This is a genomic window from Photorhabdus heterorhabditis, from assembly GCF_018448905.1.
Taxonomy (GTDB): Bacteria; Pseudomonadota; Gammaproteobacteria; order Enterobacterales; family Enterobacteriaceae; genus Photorhabdus; species Photorhabdus heterorhabditis.
The window spans coordinates 15,137-36,068 of sequence record NZ_RCWA01000038.1 but is presented as its reverse complement, the minus strand read 5'-3'; the positions used below and the strand labels follow the sequence as shown (position 1 = coordinate 36,068).

At 49.5% G+C, this 20,932-nt stretch carries 1 protein-coding gene; it reads left to right on the top strand.

Annotation, left to right across the window (positions count from 1 at the left end; translation table 11 throughout):
* Positions 1-78 precede the first annotated feature (78 nt).
* Positions 79-20,487 (top strand): non-ribosomal peptide synthase/polyketide synthase, encoded by a 20,409-nt coding sequence (locus EAE89_RS18570; RefSeq protein WP_214086385.1) that lies wholly within the window; start codon positions 79-81, stop codon positions 20,485-20,487.
* Positions 20,488-20,932: the final 445 nt, after the last annotated feature.

Sequence of the window (20,932 nt, the reverse complement as noted above, 5' to 3'; positions counted from 1 at the left end):
GAAAAGTAAAAGAAAGCACTTTGATGACTGTCGGGAAAGACAGTTTTCAAATATCTAACAGAATTGTTGAGGTTGTAAATGAAAGATAGCATTGCTAACGCGGGAAATGTCCTTAAAGTAGCACTCCCCTCTCAGACGTCAGAAAATATAATCAATAACGTAAATAATATTCCTACTTCATCACGTATCTGTGTCGTGGTGGGAGGAACAACTCTTGCAGTATTCTGTGCCGAGCAAATTCAATCGGCTGGGCATACAATACAAGCGGTGCTAACTGATGATGATGTTTTGCAAACCTGGGCTGTCCAGCAAGGAATCGTTTGTGTGGACTCTGTTGACGCATTACAACAGCAAATCATGCTACACCCTGTCGATTGGCTTTTCTCAATCGCTAGTCCGATCATTCTGCCTATGTCGTTGATTGAACAGATTCGCGGCGGCGCTTTTAACTATCACGATAGCCCCTTACCCCGCTATGCGGGTTGTCATGCCACTTCTTGGGCGTTGTTAGCGCAGGAGGCACATTATGCTATTTCCTGGCATTGCATTGAAGCGGGTGTGGATGCCTGCGATATTGCTGTGCAATGGCCGGTATCTATTGGGGAACACGATAGTGCATTTTCATTGAATCTAAAATGTTATCAGGCTGCTCAGGAAGGATTTATTAAATTGTTGCAGGATCTTGGTCAGGGCACGTTGGTGACCCATCCACAAGATCTCTCGCAACGGAGTTTTTATGCTCAGTCACATCGGCCTGATGGTGGGGGATATCTGTGTTGGGAGCAGCCGGGTGAAGTATTGTCAGCGTTGGTACGGGCTTTAGATTTTGGCGAGAATTATCTAAATCCACTGGGCTGTCCGAAAGTGTTGCTTAAGCAGGGCACCGTGCGAATTTCTTGGCTTGAACGGTTGAACTGTTGTTCTCAGGCGGCACCAGGTACGTTGATTGATGTAGAAGAGAACGCCTGGCAAGTCACGACGGGCAGTGGAGATGTGCGGATTGGTGGGTTTACCACTCTTGAAGGCAAATTATTATCTACTGGTGAACTGGCTGCTATATCAGAACTCAGTCCGGGTAAATCATTACCTTTGCTTTCTCCACAACAAGCACAGAATGTAAAAAATACTCTCCAGTCATTGGCACCCAGTGAATCATTCTGGTGTGAGCGTCTTGCCTCTTGGCAGCCATTCCAATTACCTTTCGAAATTGCCGGGGAGCAGGTAGAACCCAGATGGGCAATGAGTGTCTGGCAACCTCCGTTGCCGAAAAACAGTGAAACAGATCCATTGCCGATGTTGTTGCAGACATTCGCCATTTATCTGGCGCGTTTGACTCATCAGACCAAGTTCCAAATCGGTTGGTATGTGGATGAAGCAAAAGATGAACTGGGTTTATTGGCTGGTTTGTCACCAGTGGTTCCCATGGCGATTGAGGTAGCATTTGATAAGCCGTGGAGTGTAGTCGCTGACTGGATTAGTAACGAACTTACATGCTTAGCGCAACACCGTACATTTTGTTGTGACCTTCTTTCCCGTTCTCCTGCATTAAGTGTTATTCCAGCGTTAACAGCCTGCCAGCCATGGCGGATTGCTGTCTCGGTCATAAAGGATGACAGACAGTGGGAGAAGGATGTGTCAGGTGAACTTCTGACATTGCAGATTAATGCACAGGGTGGTTTTCGCTGGATCTACGATGCAACTCGTTTGCTCGTAGAAGATGTTCAGCGGATGAGTGAACATTTACAGGTGTTGGCATCAGCGGAAAAAGTAGGTGATGAAATACCAGTTTGGCAGCTTAATTTATTACCTGAGTCCGAACGCACACTACTGTTGGAAACCTGGAACGCCACTGAAACAATCTATCCTGACCAGCTGTGTATTCATCAGCTATTCGAACAACAGGTGGAGAAAACTCCGGCGGCCACCGCATTGATAGCAGGAGATAAGACCCTTAGCTATGCTGAACTCAATGCGGGTGTTAACCGACTGGCTCGTCAATTGATTGCTCTGGGGATTAGCCCGGGTGATCACATTGTAATCCTGTTAGAGCGTTCGATTGAACTGGTGGTAGCACAGTTGGCTATCCTCAAAGCGGGGGCCGTTTATGTTCCTATCGATCCTAGTGTGCCGGACGAGCGGAAAAACAGGTTGATAAACGATTGCTCAGCTCGGTTACTCATCACTGATGTACAGTCTGATATCCCGATTGGCCTGATTGTTCCGTTATTGTGTATTTCTGCGGAGGTAGATGCGTCCGGGGAAGATGAGACGGATTTCAATCTTGATTTACCTTGTCGCAGTTCAGACGCTGCTTATGTCATGTATACCTCTGGTTCGACGGGTACACCCAAAGGAGTCATCGTACCTCATCATGCGGTAATTCGGCTGGTTATTGATAATGGCTATGCAGAAATCGGGCAGGATGACCGGGTTGCTTTCACCGCTAACCCGGCTTTCGATGCCAGTACCTTTGAAATCTGGGCGCCTTTGCTTAATGGTGGAGCGTTGGTGGTGATTGATCATGCCACGTTGCTGACGCCGCAAGCGTTTATACAGGAGTTACAAGCTCATCACATCACGATTTTGTGGTTAACGATTGGGTTATTTAACCGATTGGTAGCTGAGTTGTCCTCGGTGCTTCCACAGATAAAAATGCTGATTTTCGGGGGGGATATTCCCGATCGGCATGTAATTGCTAAGGTTTTGGACAAAAATTCGCCTCAACAGTTATTGCAAGCCTATGGCCCGACGGAAGGAACGACGTTTACCACGATGTATCGTATCGCGTTGTTACCTCCGGGGATGGCGAAGGTTCCCATTGGCCGACCGATAGCCAATACGCGTGTTTACTTGCTGGATGATTATGGTCAGCCAGTGCCGTTGGGGGGTATCGGTGAGATTTATATTGGCGGTGATGGGGTGGCCAGCGGTTATCTCAATCGCCCGGAATTGACCGCTGAGCGCTTTCTGGTCGATCCATTTAGTCATAAGACGAATGCGCGTATGTATCGAACCGGGGATTTAGCGCGCTATTTGTCGGACGGTAATTTGGAATTCCTTGGCCGTAATGACCAGCAGGTTAAAATTCGGGGTTTCCGCATTGAACCGGGAGAAATCGAAGCTCGACTAACGGAATATTCTGCGATACGTGAGGCTGTTGTGCTGGTTCAGGATGATAGGCAGGATAAGCGGTTAGTTGCCTACGTGGTGGCAGACGCGGATGAGGAGTTGGTTAATAATCTGCATACCTACCTGAGTACAATTTTACCTGACTACATGGTGCCAGCGGCTTTTGTGCGTCTGGATGCCTTCCCGCTGACTCCTAATGGTAAGTTAGATCGCCGGGCGTTGCCTGCTCCGGGTGAGGAGGCTTTTGCTCGTCAGATTTATGCAGCACCGCAGGGGGAAATAGAAGCCACGTTGGCGACTATCTGGCGTGAATTGTTGGGTATTGAGCAGATTAGCCGACATGACAACTTTTTTGCGTTGGGTGGTCATTCTCTCTTTGCCTTACGGATGATTGAGCGTCTGCGTAACCTTGGGTTAACGTTGGTTGCCCGCGATTTATTCCGATATCCAGTATTGTCTGAGCTTGCTCATATGTTGGGGCAGCATCAGGCTATAGTAGTGGTACCGCCTAATGTGATTACATCGGCAACGACAGTATTGACGCCGGAGATGCTGCCACTGATTGATCTAACTCAGCTTGATATTGACCGTATCGTCGGACAGGTGCCGGGAGGGATCGCCAATATTCAGGATATCTATGCTCTGTCGCCGCTACAGGACGGTATTTTGTTCCACCATTTACTCACAAATGAAGGTGACCCGTATCTGTTGGCCTATATGATGGCCTTCAATGATCGGCCTTTGTTGGACCGTTATCTGGCAGTGGTTCAACAGGTGGTTGATCGTCACGATATTTTACGTACGGCTTTTCTCTGGGAAGGATTGTCAGTTCCGGCTCAGGTTGTTTGGCGTCAGGCACCTTTGTCAGTGACTGAGTTGATGCTGAATCCCGCTGATGGCCCAATTATTGACCAGTTAACCCAGCGTTTTGACTTACGTCAGCATCACCTCGATTTGGGCCAGGCACCGTTGTTGTGCTTTATAGTGACACAGGAAACGGATGGTCGCTGGATAGTATTGCAATTGCAGCATCATTTGACTGGCGACCATACCACGATGGAAATCATGAACCACGAAGTTCAGGCGTATTTTTCCGGGCAGGAGGGTAGTCTGCCTGCACCGGTACCTTTCCGCAATTTAGTGGCTCAAGCCCGATTGGGGGTAAGTCAGGAAGAGCATATCCGCTTCTTTACTGACATGCTGGCTGAGGTAGATGAACCGACGTTACCGTTTGGATTGGTGGAGGTCCATCGTGATGGTTCACAAGTCACCCAATTGCACCGAATGCTGACAGCCACGCTGAATGACCGCTTGCGCAATCAGGCGAGGCGTCTGGGCGTTAGTCTGGCTGCTTTGTGTCATTTGGCTTGGGCGCAGGTATTGTCGCGTACCAGCGGGCAGCAACAGGTGGTGTTTGGCACGGTATTGTTTGGGCGTATGCAGGCGGGTGATGGGGCTGATAGCGGGATGGGGCTGTTTATCAATACCTTGCCGTTGCGGTTGGATATTGATGACACTTCGGTACGGGACAGCGTACAGGCCGCACATACCCGATTAGCAGCATTGTTGGATCATGAACATGCATCGTTAGCGCTGGCTCAGCGTTGCAGTGGTGTACAGGGCGAAATGCCACTTTTTAGTTCCTTATTGAACTATCTGCATAACGATCAGCCGATGACGCCGGATAAGGTTGTGCCGGGTATTGAATTCCTTAGCGAAGAAGAACGTACTAACTATCCGTTTGTGCTGTCGGTAGAGGACGGTGGTTCCACTTTGGGGTTGATCGCCCAAGTGGTGCAGCCGTTTGATCCAGAACGGGTATGTGGTTATATGCAACAGGCATTAGAAAGCCTGGTGGAAGTGCTTGAACAGGCGCCAGAAACACCGGTACGCAGATTGAACATCTTGCCAGAAGCAGAGCAACAGCTGTTGCTGAAAATCTGGAACGCCACCGAGGCGCCGTATCCTGACCAGCTATGCATTCATCAGTTGTTTGAACAGCAGGTGGAGAAAACCCCAGAGGCCATAGCGCTGATAGCAGGAGATAAGACTTTCAGTTACGTGGAACTGAATGTTTGTGCGAATCGACTGGCTCGTCAACTGATTGAACAGGGCATCTTACCAGATGACCATGTGGCGATCTTATTAGAACGCTCTGTTGAGCTGGTGGTGGTACAACTGGCTATTCTCAAAGTTGGTGCCGTTTATGTTCCCGTCGATCCCAGAATGCCGGATAAGCGGAAAAATTGGCTGATAAACGATTGTTCAGCCAAATTGCTGCTCACTGATGAGCAGGCTGATATCCCAACTGGTCTTGCTGTGCCGTTATTTCATCTCTCCAGCGATCCCATTACGGACAGGGAAGAGGAGCGTTGCAATCTTGACTTACCCGGTTTCAGCGCCAAGTCAGCGTATATTATGTATACCTCCGGTTCGACCGGTACACCAAAAGGGGTGGTAGTGCCTCATCGTGCTGTGGTCCGACTGGTGATGAATAATGGCTATGCGGAAATCGGACAGGATGATCGGGTTGCCTTTACCGCGAATCCCGCTTTTGATGCCAGCACATTTGAAGTTTGGGCGCCGTTGCTCAACGGTGGAACATTGGTGGTTATCGACCATGCTACTTTACTGACGCCATCGGATTTTGTACGAGCTTTACAGGCTTATCGAATCACTATTCTGTGGATGAGTGTTGGCTTGCTTCACCGGTTGGTGGCGGAGTTGTCTCCGGTGCTTGCTCAGATCAAGATTTTGATTTTCGGCGGAGAGGTCCTCGATCCGCATGTGATCGCTCAGGTTTTGGACAAGAATCCGCCGCAACAATTATTACAAGCTTATGGCCCAAGTGAAGGCACCACCTTTACCACGATATATCCCATTACGGCGTTACCGCCGGGAGTAGCAAAGATCCCTATTGGCCGGCCAATTGCTAACACGCGCCTCTATCTGTTAGACGCGTATAGGCAACCGGTGCCACTAGGTGCGACCGGTGAGATTTATGTTGGCGGCAATGGGGTTGCCTGTGGTTACTTTAATCGCCCGGAATTGACCGCTGAACGCTTTCTGACAGATCCATTTAGTGATGTACCGAATGCACGCATGTATCGAACCGGGGATTTGGCCCGCTACCTGCCGGATGGCAATCTGGTGTTTGTTGGTCGTAATGACCAACAGGTTAAAATCCGGGGTTTTCGGATTGAACCGGGAGAAATCGAAGCGCGTTTGACCGAGCATCCGGCGGTGAGTGAAGCATTGGTATTAGCGGTAAGTGATGGACAAGATAAACGGCTGGTTGCTTATGTGGTGGCCGAGCCAGATGACGGGTTAGTGGTTGGTCTGCGTGAGCATTTAAGTACAATTTTACCTGACTATATGGTGCCAGCGGCTTTCGTGCGTCTGGATGCCTTTCCGCTCACACCTAACGACAAACGGGATCTCCGGGCGCTACCGGCTCCGGGGGAAGAGGATTTTGCCCGTCAGATCTATGAAGCGCCGCAAGGGGAAACTGAGATTGCTTTGGCGACTATCTGGCATGAATTGCTGGGAATTGGACAGATAAGTCGGCATGACAACTTTTTCGCACTGGGTGGTCATTCACTATTGGCTGTTCGGATGATGAACCGGATAGCCGCTTTAGGCATCAAACTGCCGTTGAGCACGTTATTTGAATTTCCTTCATTGTCAGCTTTTGCCGAGAAGATGAGTGTTCAGTTTGGTGAACCAGATAGCATATTACCCGCAATCATGCCGATATCCCGCGATAGCGAGTTACCTCTGTCATTTGCGCAACAGCGTTTGTGGTTCCTCGCCCAATTTGACGAGGTCAGTAATACCTATCATATCCCGGTAGCATTGAGTTTGCGTGGTCAGTTCGATATCGCTGCCTGGCAGCGCGCACTTAATCACCTATTTGCTCGTCATGAGGCTTTACGTTCCATATTTGTGACAGTTGATGGTCATCCCCAGATCGAACTGTTGCCGACGGAATTTGGCCTGCCGATGAAAAAATACGATCTGCGTAAAGTACCTGATGTGGAGAAACAACTTAAATATCTGCGCATGCAGGAGTCTGAAACACTGTTTAATCTCGCTCGTGGGCCGTTAATCCGCTCTGCTTTGATACAACTGGCTAACGATGATTACCTATTCCTGTTGACCCTGCATCATATTGTTTTCGATGGCTGGTCTGTCAGCATACTGATGCGTGAATTAAGTACTCTCTATACGGCTTTTCTGACCGGGCAACCTGATCCATTGCCTGCATTACCGATTCAGTACCCTGATTACGCCGCCTGGCAGCGTCAGTGGCTTTCGGCTGAGCGTATTCAGAACCAATCTGACTATTGGCGCACGATATTGGCTGATGTGCCGGTATTGTTGGATTTGCCAACTGACCGACCACGTCCTGTCCAGCAATCATTTGCGGGGAATTTATTGCCTGTCAATCTGGATGCCGAATTAACCCAATCCTTGAAGCGTTTGAGCGAGCAGCAGGGGGGCACATTGTTCATGACCTTGCTGTCAGCCTGGGCTACGGTCTTATCGCGTCTGTCAGGTCAGGAAGATCTGGTTATTGGTACACCAAGTGCGGGTCGCAGTCGCCAGGAAGTGGAATCGTTGATCGGCTTTTTTGTTAATACGTTGGCCTTACGTATCGATTTATCGGGTGCGCCAAATGTGGTTGAGTTGCTTGCTCGTGTGCGTCAGACAGCATTGGCAGCTCAGGAGCATCAGGATCTGCCATTTGAACAAGTGGTGGAAATAGTGCAACCGCCGCGCCGATTGGCGCATACACCCCTGTTTCAGGTGATGTTTGCCTGGCAGAACAATGAGAATCCAGATTGGAAACTGCCGGGGCTGGCAGTCTCACCTGCCGAGCAATGCCTTGATACCGCTAAGTTTGATCTTGAACTGAACTTGTCTGAGAAGGATGACAAGATTGTTGGTTATTTGAGTTATGCAACGGCCCTGTTTGATCAACAAACCATCGAGCGGCATTTGGGGTATCTGTACACGGTGCTGCAAGAGATGGTGACTAACCCTCAGCAATCAGTCGGGGAGATCGATATTCTGACGTCGGCGGAGCGCAGGTTGCTGTTGGAAATCTGGAATGCGACTAAAGCACCGTATCCTGACCAGTTGTGTATTCATCAGTTATTTGAACAACAGGCAGAGAAAACCCCGGTAGCGACAGCGCTGATAGCGGGAGATAAAATCCTCAGTTATGCGGAACTGAATGCTTATGCTAACCGATTGGCCCATCGACTGATTGAACTGCGGGTTTGCCCGGATGACCACGTGGCGATTATGTTAGAACGCTCGGTTGAATTGGTGGTGGCACAATTAGCCATTCTTAAAGCTGGTGCTGTTTATGTGCCGATAGATCCCAGCGTGCCGGACGAACGGAAAAACGGGTTGATAAACGATTGTTCAGCCAAATTGCTGCTCACTGATTTGCAGTTTGATATCCCGATTGACCTTGCGGTTCCGCTGTTTCGTCTCTCCAGTGAGATGGACACCATCAGGGAGAAAGCGTGTTTCAATCTCAATGTACCTTGTCTCAGTTCAGATTCAGCTTATGTCATGTATACCTCCGGTTCGACCGGCACACCGAAAGGCGTGGTGGTGCCTCATCGTGCGGTAATCAGGCTGGTTATTAATAACGGTTATGCCGCAATCGGGCTGGATGACAAGGTTGCTTTTACGGCGAACCCGGCTTTTGATGCCAGTACGTTTGAAGTCTGGGCGCCTTTGCTTAACGGTGGCACATTGGTGGTTATTGATCGCGCTACTTTGCTGACACCACAGGAATTTGTACAAGCGTTACAGGCTCATCAAATCACGATTCTGTGGCTGACTATTGGGTTGTTTAACCGGTTAGTGGCAAGGTTATCCCCCATTCTTCCGCAAATAAAAGTTCTGATTTTCGGGGGGGATATCCCCGATCCACATGTAATTGCTGGGGTTTTGGACAACAGCCCGCCACAGCAATTATTACAGGCTTACGGTCCGAGTGAAGGAACCACTTTTACGACGATGTACCGTATCGCAACATTACCATTGAGAACGGTGAGGGTCCCCATTGGCCGACCGATAGCGAATACTCGTGTTTATCTACTGAATGGTTATGGTCAACCGGTACCGTTGGGGGTGATCGGTGAGATTTATGTGGGGGGTGATGGGGTGGCTTGTGGTTACCTCAATCGGCCTGAACTGACGGCTGAACGCTTTCTGACAGATCCGTTTAGTGATCAACCAAATGCGCGGATGTATCGAACCGGGGATCTGGCCCGCTTCTTGCCTGACGGTAATCTGGAGTTCCTTGGCCGTAATGACCAACAGGTGAAAATTCGGGGTTTCCGCATTGAACCGGGGGAAATTGAAGCGCGGCTAATGGCATATCCTGTGGTACGGGAGGCCGCTGTACTGGCGTTGGGAGATGGGCAAGATAAGCGGTTGGTTGCCTATGTGGTGGCAGATGCGAATGACGAATTGGTTAATAATTTACGGACTTATTTAAGTGCAATTCTGCCTGAATATATGGTGCCAGCGGCTTTTGTGTGTCTGGATGCTTTTCCGTTGACCTCTAACGGTAAATTAGATCGTCAGGCATTACCGGCTCCGGGAGAGGACGCTTTTGCTCATCAGGTTTATGAAGCACCGCAAGGGGACACTGAGGTTGCTTTGGCCGCTATCTGGCGTGATTTGTTGGGAGTTGAGCAGATTAGCCGGCACGATAGTTTCTTCACGCTGGGAGGACATTCGTTGCTCGCTGTGCAGATGGTTGAGCGTTTGCGTAATCTGGGTTTAACGTTGGCAGTGCGTGATCTGTTTAAATCTCCAGTGCTGTCTGAACTTGCTCAAACGTTGGCACAATATCAGGCTGTGGTGGTGCCGCCTAATATCATTACATCGGTAACTGAGGCGTTGACGCCGGAGATGTTGCCGTTGATTGCGCTAACTCAGTCAGAGATTGATTACATCGTCGAGCAGGTGCCTGGCGGAATTAGCAATATTCAGGATATCTATGCTTTGTCGCCGTTGCAGGATGGTATTTTGTTCCATCATCTGCTGGCGAACGAAGGTGATCCGTATCTGTTAGCGAGTCAAATGGTTTTTGCTGACCGACCTTTGCTGGATCGTTATCTGGCGGCGGTTCAGCAGGTGGTTGATCGCCATGATATCTTGCGCACTGCCTTTATTTGGCAGGGATTATCTGTTCCGGCTCAGGTGGTTTGTCGTCAAGTTCAATTACCCGTGGCGGAACGGGTGCTGAACCTGGCTGACGGACCGATCTGCGAACAGTTAGCTCAATTGTTTGATCCACGCCAGCATCGTATCGATTTGAGTCAGGCTCCGCTGCTACGTTTTGTGATGGCGCAGGAGACTGATGGCCGTTGGGTGGTGTTGCAATTGTTGCATCACTTGATTGGCGATCATACTACGATGGAAGTCATGAACCGTGAGGTTCAGGCGTATCTTACCGGGCAGCAGAACAGGCTGCCGGTTCCGGTACCTTTCCGTCATTTGATTGCTCAGGTTCAATTGGGTGTCAATCAGGTTGAGCATACTTGTTTCTTTACCGACATGTTAGCGGAGGTGGAGGAACCGACGTTGCCGTTTGGGTTGATAGAGGTACACCATGGTGGTTCACAGGTAACACAATCGCATCGGATGCTGACGACTGACTTGAATGACCGTTTACGTGATCAGGCTCGGCGTCTGGGGGTAAGTTTAGCCACATTGTGCCATCTGGCTTGGGCGCAAGTGTTGTCTCGTACCAGCGGCCAGAAGAAAGTGGTGTTCGGCACGGTGCTATTTGGGCGTATGCAGGCGGGCGAAGGCGCTGACAGTGGCATGGGACTGTTTATTAATACCTTGCCGCTACGATTGGATATCGATGATACCCCGGTGCGGGACAGCATACAGGCGGTACATACCCGGTTGGCAGGGCTGTTAGAGCATGAACACGCCTCGCTGGCATTGGCTCAGCGTTGCAGTGGTGTGCAGGGTGGAACCCCGCTCTTTAGTACTCTGTTGAACTATCGGCATAATGCGCCGTTAGCAGCTTCGAATGAAATGATAAACGGTGTTGAGTTCCTTGGTGCGCAGGAGCGGACCAACTATCCATTTGTGCTGTCGGTGGAGGATTTTGGTGATGCGTTGGGACTGACAGCGCAAATCGTCCAGCCGTTTGATCCGGAACGCGTATGCGGCTATATGCAACAAGCACTGGAAAGTCTGGTACAGGCGCTTGAACAGACCCCGGAAAAACCCGTTCGGGCGCTGGAAATCTTGCCGGAAGCAGAGAGGAATTTACTGCTGAAAATCTGGAATACGACGGAAGTCGCTTATCCTGACCAGTTGTGTATCCATCAGTTATTTGAACAACAGGTGGATAAAACCCCGGATGCCGTCGCGTTGATAGCAGGAGATAAGGCGCTGTGTTATGCAGAGCTGAATGCCAGTGCTAACCGGCTGGCCCGTCAATTGGTAGCACAAGGGATTTGTCCGGGTGATCGCGTTGTAATCCTGTTAGAGCGTTCGATTGAACTGGTGGTGGCCCAGCTGGCTATTCTCAAGGTCGATGCTGTATACGTGCCGATAGATCCCAGCGTACCGGACGAGCGGAAAAACAGGTTGATAAACGATTGTTCAGCACGGTTACTGATCACTGATTTACCATTTGATATTCCGACTAATTTTGCAGTTCCTCTGTTCTGTCTTTCCAGTGAGATGGGAACAATCAGAGCGGAAGATCGCGCCAATCTTGATTTACCTTGTCATAGTTCAGATTCAGCTTATGTCATGTATACCTCCGGCTCGACCGGTACACCAAAAGGCGTGGTGGTGCCTCATCGTGCGGTGGTCAGATTGGTTATTAATAACGGCTATGTTGCAATCAGGCCGGATGACAAGGTTGCTTTCACCGCTAACCCGGCTTTTGATGCCAGTACCTTTGAAGTCTGGGCGCCTTTGCTTAATGGTGGGGCGCTGGTGGTAATTGACTATGCCACTTTGCTGACGCCGCAGGAGTTTGTACGGGTGTTACAGGTTCATCGAGTTACGATTCTGTGGCTGACTATCGGGTTATTTAACCGGCTGGTAGTAGAATTATCCTCGGTTCTCCCGCAGATAAAAGTCCTGATTTTCGGCGGAGATATCCCCGATCTGCATGTGATTGCTAAGGTTTTGGACAACAGCCCGCCGCAACAATTATTGCAGGCTTACGGTCCGAGTGAAGGAACCACTTTTACCACCATGTACCGTATTGCCGCGTTACCACAAGGAACGATGAGAGTGCCTATTGGCCGACCGATAGCCAATACGCGTGTTTACTTGCTGGATGATTATGGTCAGCCGGTGCCGTTGGGGGTGGTTGGTGAGATTTATGTTGGCGGAGATGGGGTGGCCTGCGGTTATCTCAATCGCCCGGAATTGACGGCTGAGCGTTTTCTAACAGATCCCTTTAGTGATGAACAGAATGGGCGGATGTATCGAACCGGGGATCTGGCTCGCTACCTGCCGGACGGTAATTTGGAATTCCTTGGCCGTAATGACCAACAGGTTAAAATTCGCGGTTTCCGCGTTGAACCGGGGGAAATCGAAGCCCGGTTAACGGAACATTTTGCGGTGCGTGAAGCCGCGGTGTTAGCTCTCGATGACGGACAGGAGAAGCGGCTGGTTGCCTATGTGGTGGCAGACGCGGATGACGGATTAGTTAATAGTTTGCGTACCCATCTGAGTATGATTTTGCCTGATTATATGATGCCGGTGGCTTTTGTGCGTTTGGATACATTTCCACTGACATCTGGCGGTAAACTGAACCGTCGGGCATTACCCGCGCCGGGAGAAGAAGCGTTTGCTCGTCAGGTTTATGCAGCGCCGCAAGGAGAGATGGAAACTACTTTGGCCGCTATTTGGCGCAAGTTATTGGGGGTTGAACAGATTAGCCGCCATGACAACTTTTTCGCACTGGGCGGTCATTCACTATTGGCTGTGCGGATGATCAATCGAATAGCCGCTTTAGGTATCGAATTGCCGCTGACCATGTTGTTTAAATCCCCTTCTTTAGCCGCCTTTGCTGAGGTGATGAGTAAGCGACTGACAGAACAAGGCAGTAAACTACCCGCCATTATGCCAATATCTCGTGAGGGTGAGTTGCCGCTGTCATTCGCGCAACAACGCTTGTGGTTCCTAGCTCAATTTAAGGGAGTCAGTGATACCTATCATATTCCCATAGCACTGCGTTTGCAGGGGCCGCTTGATATTGCTGTCTGGCAGCAGGTGCTTAATCGCCTGTTTGCTCGTCATGAAGCGTTACGTTCTGTATTCATCTCTGTTGATGGTCAGCCTCAAGTTAAACTGTTGTCAGTGGAATTTGGCTTGCCAATGAAAAAATACGATCTGCGTAAAGTGCCTGATGTGGATCAACAACTTGAACATTTGTGTATACAGGAAGCTGAGACGTCATTCGATTTGACCCGTGGCCCGTTGATCCGTGCCTGTCTGATACAACGGGCTGACAATGATTATGTATTCTTGTTGACCCAGCATCACATTATTTCAGACGGCTGGTCTGTTAGCGTGTTAATGCGTGAGCTGAATGCCCTCTATTCGGCTTTCTTGCTAGAGCAGCCCGATCCGTTGCCACCGTTGGCGATTCAATACCCTGATTATGCCGCGTGGCAACGTCAATGGCTTTCAGCTGAACGAGTCCAAATCCAATCTGATTATTGGCGTGCTGCGCTAGCTGACTCGCCGGTCCTATTAGATTTGCCAACTGATCGGCTACGTCCATCTCACCAGTCGTTTGTCGGACATGTATTGCCTGTTAATTTGGATGCAGAGTTAACGAAATCCCTTAAACATTTGAGTGAACGGCAGGGTGTCACTCTATTTATGACCCTGTTGTCAGCCTGGGCTATAGTCCTGTCGCGCTTGTCAGGTCAAGAAGATCTGGTTATCGGTACGCCGAGTGCGGGCCGTAGTCTCCAAGAGGTGGAATCGCTGATCGGTTTCTTTGTCAATACGTTAGCTTTACGTATTGATTTATCAGGTTCGCTGAACATTACCGAGTTACTTACGCGTGTGCGGCAAACCGCGCTGGCGGCACAGGAACACCAGGATTTGCCATTTGAACAGGTGGTAGAAATTGTGCAGCCACCGCGCCGATTGGCGCATACCCCGTTGTTTCAAGTGATGTTTGCCTGGCAGAACAATGAGAATATGGAATTGAGGCTACCGGGGTTGACCATCTCACCCGTTGATCACGCTTTTGATGTGGTTAAGTTTGATCTTGAGCTGAATCTGTCTGAGGTGGATGGCAGGATTGTGGGTTATCTGAATTATGCCACCGCATTGTTTGATCGGCAGACAATTGAACGACATACAGGTTATTTGTATACGATACTGCAAGAGATGGCCGCTAATCCTCAGCAGTTGGTTGGAAAAATCGATATTTTGGCGTCAGCGGAACGCAGGCTATTACTGGAAACTTGGAATGCCACAAATGCCTGGTATCCTGACCAATGGTGTATTCATCGGTTATTTGAACAACAAGTTGAAAAGCATCCTGATGCTATTGCGTTGGTGCATGAAGGTCAGCGTTTAAGTTATGCCGAATTAAATACCTGTGCTAACCGGCTGGCCCACCAGCTTATTACATTGGGTGTGGTACCGGATCAGCGAGTAGCGATTTGCGTAACACGCTCACCTGCAATGGTCATAGGGCTGTTGGCAATACTAAAAGCTGGCGGAGCCTATGTACCTCTGGACCCGGCTTATCCGGGTGAGCGTTTAATACATATTCTGACCGATGCCGCGCCAGCGATTTTGCTGGCGGATAGTGCTGGATGTGATGCGTTAGGCGAGAAAGCGTTAGCCGGATTAACTCTATTTGATCCGAATTCATTGCCTGACCAACCGGACAGCAATCCCTTGGTGTCTTCATTGACTTCCCGTCATCTGGCCTATGTGATTTATACCTCTGGCTCAACCGGCACACCGAAAGGGGTGATGATTGAACATCGTGGGTTAGTTAATCTTATTCAGGAAAAAATTGTTCAGTTTGATGTTCATTCAGGCAGCCGAATGTTGCAGTTCGCCTCGTTTGGTTTCGATGCCAGTGTTTGGGAAGTCATGATGGCGCTATGTGGTGGTGCCACTTTAGATATTCCTGCCGACATGGTTCGTCAGGAGCCACATCACCTTTGGCATTACCTAGAAGAGCAGGCGGTGACACATGCCTGTTTGACACCAGCTATGCTCCGGGAGGGGGCGGGTTTGCCGGTGATGACGATAAGACCGACATTAATATTGGGTGGTGAAGCACCCAGTGCAGCACTGCTTCAGGCTCTGAGTGGTCGGGTGAATCTGTTCAATGCTTATGGCCCGACGGAAATTACTGTTTGTGCGACTGTCTGGTCTTGCCCGCTAGACTATACCGATGAATGGGTGCCGATGGGTCGCCCGACGGCCAACACACGTGTTTATTTACTGGGTACCGACGGTCAGCCGGTGCCGCTGGGGGCGGTAGGTGAGCTGTATATTGGCGGTATTGGTGTAGCACGTGGCTATTTGAACCAACCAGAACTGACCACTGAACGTTTTCTCACGGACCCATTTAGCAATGACCCGAATGCGCGCATGTACCGAACCGGAGATTTGGCGCGTTACTTGCCGGATGGCAATCTGGTGTTTGTTGGCCGTAATGATCAGCAGGTTAAAATTAGGGGCTTCCGTATTGAGCCGGGGGAAATAGAAGCTCGGTTGATGGAGCACTCTGCGGTACGTGAAGCACTCGTGTTAGTTGCTGGTGACGGGCAAGACAAACGGTTGATTGCCTATGTGGTGGCGCAAGCGGATGACGGGTTAGTTAATAACTTGCGTCGCCACTTGAGCATAATTTTGCCTGACTATATGGTGCCGGCGGCTTTTGTGTGTCTGGATGCCTTTCCGCTGACGCCTAACGGCAAACTGGATCGCCGGGCGCTGCCGGTTCCGGCAGAGGAAGATTTTGCTCATCAGGTTTATGCCGCCCCGCAGGGGGAGACAGAAACTACACTGGCGGCTATCTGGCGCGAATTGCTGGGAATTGAACAGATCAGTCGGCATGATAGTTTCTTTGCGCTGGGGGGACATTCGTTGCTTGCTGTGCGGATGGTTGAGCGCTTGCGTACTCTTAGATTGACGCTGGCCGTGCGTGACTTGTTCCAATTTCCGGTGTTGTCTGAACTTGCCCAAACGCTGGGACAGTACCGGGTTGTGGTGGTACCGCCTAATGTTATGACACCGGCAGCGACTACATTGACACCAGAGATGTTGCCACTGATTGATCTGACTCAGGCGGAAATTGACCGTATCATCGGGCAAGTGCCGGGCGGGATGACCAATATTCAGGATATCTATGCTTTGTCACCGTTGCAGGATGGTATTTTGTTCCATCATCTACTGGCAAATAAAGGTGATCCGTATCTACTGGTCAGCCAAATGGCTTTTGCTGACCGGCCTTTATTGGATCGTTATCTGGCCGCGGTTCAACAGGTAGTTGATCGTCACGATATTTTGCGTACCGCTTTTATCTGGCAAGGGGTATCGGTTCCAGTTCAGGTGGTTTGGCGTCAAGCACCTTTATCCGTGACTGAATTGACCCTACACCCGGATGATGGTCCGGTTGGTGATCAATTGATGCGACGTTTTGATACACGCCAACATCGTATTGGCTTGGAACAGGCGCCATTGCTGCGCTTTGCGGTGGCACAGGAGCAGGATGGCCGCTGGATAGTGCTGCAATTACTGCACCATCTGATTGGTGACCATACAACATTGGGGGTGATGAACCGTGAAGTTCAGGCGTATCTTGCCGGACAAGGGGACAATTTGCCTGTTCCGGTTCCCTTCCGCAATCTGGTGGCTCAGGCACGATTGGGGGTAAGTCAGGAAGAGCATACCCGCTTCTTTACCGACATGTTGGCTGGAGTCAATGAGCCGACGTTACCATTCGGATTGACAGACGTGCATCATGATGGTTCGCAAGTCACAGAATCACACCAGATGCTGGCAGCTGAACTTAATGACCGCTTACGGGGTCAAGCCCGGCGTTTGAGTGTGAGTTTGGCTTCTTTGTGTCATCTTGCCTGGGCGCAGGTGTTGTCGCGTACCAGCGGACAACAGCAGGTGGTGTTCGGGACTGTCCTGTTTGGGCGTATGCAAGCGGGGGAAGGGGTTGATAATGGAATGGGATTGTTTATCAATACCCTGCCATTACGACTGGATGTAGATGATACTCCAGTACGAGATAGTGTACAGATAGTACATACCCGGCTGGCTGAGTTGCTGGAACATGAGCATGCATCTCTGGTGTTAGCTCAGCGTTGTAGTGGTGTGCCGGGTGGAACGCCACTCTTTAATACTCTGTTGAATTATCGACATAATGCCTCTTTGCAAACTTTGCATGAAACGATAAGTGGTATTGAACTCTTTGGTGGACAGGAGCGTACTAATTATCCGTTTGTCATGTCGGTGGAGGATTTTGGTGATGCACTGGGGCTGACGGCTCAAATTGTTCAGCCGTTTGATCCGAAACGTATATGCGGTTATATGCAACAAGCACTGGAAAGTTTGGTGCGAGCACTTGAACAGACCCCGGAAATATCGGTGCAGATGCCAGATATCCTGCCGGAGGCTGAACGCACGTTATTGCTGGGAACCTGGAATGCCACTGAAACAATCTATCCCGATCAGTTGTGTATTCATCAATTATTTGAACAACAGGTGGAGAAAACCCCGGAAGCCACGGCATTGATCGCAGGAGATAAAACCCTTAGCTATGCCGAACTGAATACTCAAGCTAACCGGCTAGCCCGTCAATTGATTGCACAGGGAATTTGCCCGAATGACCATGTTGCACTGCTGTTAGAGCGTTCGATTGAACTGGTGGTGGCACAGTTGGCGATTCTCAAAGTAGGTGCCGTTTATGTTCCTATTGATCCCGGAGCGCCGGATGAGCGGAAAAATTGGTTGATAAACGATTGTTCAGCCAAATTGTTGCTTACTGATGGGCGGGTTGATATTCCGATTAGCCTTACTGTTCCGTTATTTCGACTTACTGATCAGGCAGACACAAGCAGGGAAGAAGAAGGTTTCAATCTTGATTGGTCTGGTCACAGTTCAGACCCCGCTTATGTCATGTATACCTCCGGCTCGACCGGTATACCAAAAGGCGTGGTAGTGCCTCACCGCGCGGTGGTTCGGCTGGTCATTAACAATGGCTATGCGGAAATTAAGCAAGATGATCGGGTGTCCTTTACCGCTAACCCGGCTTTCGATGCCAGCACCTTTGAAGTCTGGGCGCCTTTGCTCAACGGTGGGGCGCTGGTGGTGATTGATCATGCCACTTTGTTAACGCCGCAGGCGTTGGTACGGGTGTTACAGGATCATCGAGTCACGATTCTGTGGCTAACTGTCGGATTATTTAATCGGCTGGTTGTAGAGTTGTCACCGGTTCTTCCGCAGATAAAAATTCTGATTTTCGGGGGAGATATCCCCGCTCTGCATGTGATTGCTGAGGTTTTGGACAACAGTCCGCCACAACGATTATTGCAGACTTATGGTCCGAGTGAAGGAACTACCTTTACTACCATGTACCGTATTGCCGCGTTACCACCGGGGGCGACAAGGGTCTCCATTGGCCGACCGATAGCCAATACGCGTGTTTACTTGCTGGATGATGATGGTCAGCCGGTGCCGTTAGGGGTGGCTGGTGAGATTTATGTTGGCGGTGATGGGGTTGCTTGTGGTTACCTCAATCGCCCGGAATTGACCGCTGAACGCTTTTTGACAGATCCGTTTAGTGATGTACCGAACGCGCGTATGTACCGAACCGGGGATCTGGCTCGCTACCTGCCAGATGGTAATTTGGAATTCCTTGGCCGGAATGACCAGCAGGTTAAAATTCGCGGTTTCCGCGTTGAACCGGGAGAAATTGAAGCCCGGTTAACGGAGCATTTTGCGGTGCGTGAGGCGGCTGTGCTGGCGTTGAGTGATGGACAGGATAAGCGGTTGGTTGCTTATGTGGTGGCAGACACAGAGGACGGGCTGGTTAATAGTCTGCGTACCTATCTGAGCACAATTTTACCTGACTACATGGTGCCGACAGCCTTTGTGCGTCTGGATGCCTTCCCGCTGACCACTAATGGTAAGTTAGATCGCCGGGCGTTACCTGCTCCGGGTAAAGAGGCTTTTGCCCGTCAGATTTATGAAGCTCCGCAGGGAGAAATAGAAACCACATTGGCGGTTATCTGGCGTGAGTTATTGGGTATTGAGCGGATTAGCCGACATGACAACTTCTTTACGTTGGGAGGACATTCATTACTTGCCATGCGGATGGTAAACCTTGCCGCAGGTTATGATTTGGTATGTACATTGAATGATTTGTTTCAATTTCCGGTTCTGATGGAACTGGCAGCAAAAATGACCTCAGATTGGCTGTCTCAGCCACGGAGTCATGCCATACCTGTGCGACCTGACGGAATCGGGTTACCGTTGTTCTTTGTTCCCAGTGGGATGGGTGATTATTCCTATGTTTTTGGGCTGGCCCAGCATATTCAATCAGGCTATCCAATTTACGCGCTGCCTTGGCCGTCTATCAGTGAAGGACCCATGTCAACGATAGAGCAGCAGGTGACAAGAATGATCATCTTTATGAAGGCCATTCAACCGGCAGGCCCGTACCGAATATGTGGTTACTCTTCTGGCGGTATATTGGCTTATGCCATTGCTCAGCAACTTTTGAATGCCGGTGAGACGATCAATTTTCTGGGGCTAATTGATACGCCTGCGCCTCACTATTCCAGGAAACAGATAATACCGCCTAAGCTTCAGTTCTTTATTGAATTGGTAAGGCACTTAGGGGAAGAACACATTGAAGAGATTGCCGCATTGTACCAAAGAATCGACGAACTGAGTTTGGTGCAATTTATTGCCGCGGCGCAGGAACTGGCGTTATACCCGTTAAATCTGAGTCCTAATTTGATCGCGAAGCGTTGGGAACAGATAGAAAATTATGCACAAATCGTCAGGGATTATGAACCGCAAGTATTAACGGTAACTCTTCATCAGTTCTATGCAATGGAACCTTCTCCACTCGTTCCTTTGGTTACGGATGACAACCCACGGCCTTTAAGTATGGAGCCGTCATTAGGTTGGGCGCAGATAGTACCGGCTCCTTTGCTGCGGCTAATTCCTATTTCGGGTAACCATTTTAGTTTGCTGGAAGATAGCGAGGATAAAGTCGTTTTAATTCGAGCTTTAAATATGGCACTGACAATCAGTTGTGACGGAGAGGTTCAGTGATGATTTAATTGAGGCTAATGATCCTGTGTTTGTTTCATAATCCGGTATATACCCGTTATCTTTCAAGTTGCCTCTTTGTTGGCTGCACTCACTCACCCCGGTCACAGAGTTCTCTATGACATAGTTATCTCTGCTCCCGGGGATTCGCTCCCTTGCCGTCGCGATCCATCTTGAAATCCATAGGGTATAAATGGCTTATGCCGGATTTTTTCTATGTATTCATTATCTTACCTAATTTCTTCAGGTAGATTACCATTATAAATTTCTTTATGTAATTATCTCAAAATAATATTGTTTCTTAAGTATTAATTGCCGTTAGTAATAAGTGTAATTAATATTTTCATAAAGAGATAATAAATAATTGGTCATAATTTGTAAAACGTTATATCTTAGTTTTAATTCGTTATATTCTTCGTTAAACATTGTTTTTGAATTTTTATTTTAT